At 46.1% G+C, this 534-nt stretch carries 1 protein-coding gene; it reads left to right on the top strand.

The features are described from left to right. Window positions 1-51 precede the first annotated feature (51 nt). Window positions 52-510 carry an IS200/IS605-like element IS200C family transposase gene (gene tnpA, locus ACJHYD_RS24530; RefSeq protein ID WP_000526135.1) on the top strand — a complete coding sequence of 153 codons (459 nt, stop codon included), beginning with the start codon at window positions 52-54 and terminating at the stop codon, window positions 508-510. Window positions 511-534 lie beyond the last annotated feature (24 nt).

Here is a 534-nt window from a genome sequence, read left to right as displayed (position 1 = left end):
TTGCGGTCTGGCAACTGCAAGTGTCAAACAAGAAATCAAAAGGGGGTCCCAATGGGGAACGAAAAGAGCTTAGCGCACACCCGATGGAACTGTAAATATCACATAGTTTTTGCGCCAAAATACCGAAGACAGGTGTTCTACAGAGAGAAGCGTAGAGCAATAGGCAGTATTTTGAGAAAGCTGTGTGAGTGGAAAAGTGTACGGATTCTGGAAGCTGAATGCTGTGCAGATCATATCCATATGCTTGTGGAGATCCCGCCCAAAATGAGCGTATCCGGCTTTATGGGATATCTGAAAGGGAAAAGCAGTCTGATGCTTTACGAGCAGTTTGGTGATTTGAAATTCAAATACAGGAACAGGGAGTTCTGGTGCAGAGGGTACTACGTCGATACGGTGGGTAAGAACACGGCGAAGATACAGGATTACATAAAGCACCAGCTTGAAGAGGATAAAATGGGAGAGCAGTTATCGATTCCCTATCCGGGCAGCCCGTTTACGGGCCGTAAGTAACGAAGTTGGATGCAAATGTCAGAT

It is taken from the genome of Escherichia sp. WS1368, assembly GCF_046487485.1.
Taxonomy (GTDB): Bacteria; Pseudomonadota; Gammaproteobacteria; order Enterobacterales; family Enterobacteriaceae; genus Escherichia; species Escherichia coli.
This window is presented reverse-complemented; position numbering and strand designations above follow the sequence as displayed.

What these genes read in the sequence shown, in the direction of transcription:
- tnpA (WP_000526135.1), top strand. Translation starts at nt 52, where the DNA reads ATGGGGAACGAAAAGAGCTTAGCGCACACCCGATGGAACTGTAAATAT.